General features: G+C 26.5%; 4 protein-coding genes and 1 pseudogene. 1 reads left to right on the top strand and 4 read right to left on the bottom strand.

The features are described from left to right. Positions 1-124 precede the first annotated feature (124 nt). The 4 genes from asnA to T386_RS0104025 all read right to left on the bottom strand — a co-directional run bounded on the left by asnA (position 125) and on the right by T386_RS0104025 (position 3771). Entirely contained in the window at positions 125-1105 is a 981-nt protein-coding gene (gene asnA, locus T386_RS0104010; protein ID WP_029513838.1) for an aspartate--ammonia ligase, read from the bottom strand. A gap of 14 nt (positions 1106-1119) precedes the next feature. Further along, entirely contained in the window at positions 1120-1887 is a 768-nt protein-coding gene (locus T386_RS0104015; protein ID WP_029513839.1) for a PQ-loop domain-containing transporter, read from the bottom strand. A gap of 90 nt (positions 1888-1977) precedes the next feature. After that, positions 1978-2787, bottom strand: a complete 810-nt coding sequence (locus T386_RS0104020) for an alpha/beta fold hydrolase (protein ID WP_029513840.1) — start codon at positions 2785-2787, stop codon at positions 1978-1980. A 3-nt stretch (positions 2788-2790) separates the two neighbouring features. Further along, entirely contained in the window at positions 2791-3771 is a 981-nt protein-coding gene (locus T386_RS0104025; protein WP_029513841.1) for a lipoate--protein ligase, read from the bottom strand. A gap of 203 nt (positions 3772-3974) precedes the next feature. On the opposite strand from T386_RS0104025, the pseudogene T386_RS04400 reads away from it, so the two are divergent. Then, positions 3975-4180 (top strand): annotated as a pseudogene (locus T386_RS04400) (hypothetical protein); the annotation flags it as partial.

The raw sequence follows: 4180 nt of genomic DNA on the forward strand, positions 1-4180 counted from the left end.
AAAATCAATGCTTAAATTATAAAACTATATTTGCCCACGTACTATTATGAAAATATTCATCTTCAAAACAAAAAATGCCCGTTTAACTAAACAGGCATTTATGTAATTGCATATTTGAATGATTCTAAAGAATATCAATATTTTGATTTTTTAATTCATTTTTCATATTTTGGGGTCAGACGCTAACTTGCACTTCTCCTATATGTTTTTTTTCTAATAAATACATACTCAATCTACTTTGACCAATGCCACCGCCGATAGTTAAAGGCAATGATTCATCTAAAATTTTTTGATGATAATCGCTCATATCAGCATCTGTTTTTTTAGTGATTCCAATTTGTTTTAATAATGAATTTTTATCTACTCTTATTCCCATAGATGAAATTTCAAGTGCTGTGTTATTAGTTTCATCATAGAAAATTAAATCTCCGTTTAGATCTCAATCATCATAATCAAACGCTCTTTTTGATTGTGGTTTTCCATCAGGAAGATTATTTCCAATTTTGTAGATAAAAACTGCTTTATGTTTTTTGGCAACTTCATTTTCTCGTTGTTCTGGTTCTAAATTTGGGAACATTTTATATAAATCATTTGAATCGATAAAAGTTACCGATGTGGGTAATTTAAGAGATAAAGCAGGATATTTAAAACATAATTTGTTTTCAACATACTTTATAGATTTAAAAATAATATTTACAATTTTCTTTAGAAAATCTAAATTTCTTTGATCCTTGCTAATTATCATTTCTCAATCTCATTGGTCAACATAAAGTGAATGTTTATAGTCAACTTCATCATCTTTTCTTATGGCATTCATGTCAGTTCATAAACCTTCGCCAAGGTTAAAATTATATTTTCATAATGCAAATCTTTTTCATTTCGCTAACGAATGAACAATTTCAATTTTCTCATCTCATTGTTTTGGACAAAAATGAACCGGATCATCACCGTTAAGACCATCATTAATTTTCGAATTAGAAGTTACAAAAAGTGGAGCAGATACACGTGTTAAGTTTAAATCTTTATTAAGTTTTTTAGTAAAAGCAAACTTTAAATCTTGAATTGCTTGCTGAGTTTCTTTAATTGATAACTTTGATTTATACATAATTTCCTTAAATTTTAAAATATTTTCTTTTCGTCGGACTCTTGTTTAACTTTTAATATTTTCTTATTTTTATACCTTTGAATCAACATCAAAATTAATTGTGTAGCATAAATACCCAATGAAATTGCTTGCCATATAATCGCGCTTAAATATTGAGATTGAGCTCCGGCATTTACTATAAAACTAAGCCAATAAATGCACCAGAAAATGTTTGAAAGTGTAAATACATATACCATTCCTATTGACATTCCAGAATAATCTTTTGTTTCAAAACTTTTGAGAATTTGAGGTAAGAAAGCAAAAGTTGTAATAATAGGTATGATTTGGGCTATCACTGATTGAAGTAAATTTGAAATTTTTCATCCCAGCGCAAGAGCGCAAGAAGCAATAGCAGTCATAGCTAAGTATAAAATAGATGAAAGGGATAACACCATTCATTGAGAGCGTTGTCTCCTGATATCACTTGAATACCTATATGTTAATCATAGTGTAAATATATATATGAAGCCGCTTATAATATTTGCAATTACTAATATAAAAACTTTTTGTGTGGGATCAAATGAACCTAGAAAAATTCACCCAATTAAACCAGCAAAAAACATTCAATATGAATAATATTTCACTGAACCTGTTTTTTTGCTTTTAAATAAACTGATTGCTTGTGGGAGTCCTAGAATTGTTGTAAGTGTTGCAGCAATAAAACCTGAAATAATAATAAATCATGCTGATATTGGTTTGTCGCCATTAACGAAAAAAATTTCATATACTTTATTCATAAATATTAATTTTATAATAAATAATTAATTATTAAAGATGTTATATCAAATGGTATATTTATCTAAAAACTCTGTTTTAAAGATAAATTAGCAAAACTACTTTTTAATTGAATCATTAATTATTTCGTTAATTTCAGCAGGTTTTTGATGAAAAAAAGCGTGTCCGCATTCATTAAGTTTATAACTTTTGAACCTTGGGTTATCTTTTAGTAAATTAGTAATTTCAAAATTAGTTACATACTTATCTTCATCTGAATATATTATCGTAATAGGTTTATTAGCTTTTAAATATAAAGGTTTAACTACATCATCAAGGTATTTTTGGTTCAAGAATTGCTCGCTAACAAGATAATTATATTTTTGATATGTTTTATCTTTTTCAGCTAATATTTTTGGAATCATGGTTTTAATGGCTCTTTTATATATTTCACTTGGTTCGTACATTAAATTAATGTATGAATCATATATTTCTTCTGGGGTTTGTGCTAACATTCAACCCTTGGCTTTTTGAATATCTTTATTAGAAGCTGAGTAATAATTAAATGGACTAACTAAAATTAATTGTTTAATATTTGACTTATGTAAATTCATTAGGCATATAACTCCGCCCATTGAATGAGCTATTAGATTTATAGATTGTTTGCCAAAAATTTTGTCAATAAATTCGCTTAAAATTTGTCCATAATATTCTAATGTAATGGGTATATGATTGTCAGTTGAATTTCCACAGCCTGGTAAATCAATAGTATAAAGTACATAGTCTCGATTTTTTAAATTTAAAACAGGGGAAATGGTTTTTCCCTTGTCATTAAAGCCATGCACAAACAAAAAAATTGGTTTATTGTGTGGATTATCTTCAAATGAATAATGAATTATTTCAGAGTTAATTTGGATAGTTTTGTGCATAAATTAACCTAAAATAATTTGAACTATTTCATCTTTTGTTAAAGTTCCAAAATAGTTTTCCATATCTATTTTATCAAGCACTTTTCTTATTGAAGCTTCATCATAGTGTATGTTTTTAAAAAGAGGTTCCACTTCTCTAATGTCTTTTTTACTCAAAAAATCACCAGCAAAAATTATATTTTTAATAATTGAATTTTCAATAGTTCCATAAACTGTAATTAAACCACCAGGGAATTTTTGAGTGTTAGTATATGTAAAATCAGCAAATCTATTATATTTTCATTCATCAGAACTAAATAAATCTCTTAGTTCTATAAGTTTTTTTTCATACTTAGCATATGGAATTTCTTCAAGAGTTGAATTTTCATTTTTCACAAAATATGAAACTAACGAATTTTTAAATTCATCAACAGTCATTTTCTTAGGCAATAGGTCATTAATATTAGCCACTCTAGCACGCACTGATTTGATACCCTTTGATTCAAATTTAATTTTATTAGGATTAAGTGCTTTTGATAAATTAGTCATATCTACATTAAATAGTAATGTTCCATGTGAAACTATTCTGTTTCCTGAAATATATTGGGCATTACCACTAATTTTGCAACCATTAGCTAAAATATCATTTCTGCCGTGAAATTCAGCTTGTAGTCCTAATGAATTAAGAAAATTAATTATTGGCTTCAAAAATTTTTGATAACTATTATTATCTGATTTGTCAGATATAAAACTGAAATTTAAGTTATTTAAGTCATGGAAAACAGCGCCACCGCCTGATTTTCTTCTTGCTAAATCAATCTTGTGTTCTTTAACATATTCACGATTAATTTCTTCATAAGCATTTTGATTATTACCAATAATAATTGCATTATTGTGTTGATATAAAACTAATACATCTCCTTTGATGTCTGGATCGTTCATAATTATATTTTCATACGCTAATGTTTCATATGGCGAATGACTTTCAATTACAAATATTTTCATTTTAACATCTCTCCTTTATATGAAGTTTATAAATATGTGTAATTATATTATTTTATAAATATAGCAAATACTAAAAAGTCAAAGTTTCAATAAAAATATTCATTCCAAAAGTAAAATGCACCTAGAGAAAAATCTAGATGCATTTTTGCTGCCTTTTTATATAAAATTTAAGTATCCAAAACAGAAAGGCGAATAAATTATATATGAATGTGTATAAGATATCTAAAATTGATTTTTGTATAGGATTTAAGAAACTCAACCTAAAAAGAAACAAGTATATTACTGATCATGTGCATTATGCTATTTTGGAAAGAGACTGAGAAAGCATTCTTGAAAAATGTAATATTTCTACAAATGCAAATAATATTTCTGCTAGAAAATTCAAAAGAATTTTGATTAAATTTTGTAA

Source organism: Mycoplasmopsis primatum ATCC 25948, assembly GCF_000702785.1.
Lineage (GTDB): Bacteria > Bacillota_I > Bacilli_A > Mycoplasmatales > Metamycoplasmataceae > Mycoplasmopsis > Mycoplasmopsis primatum.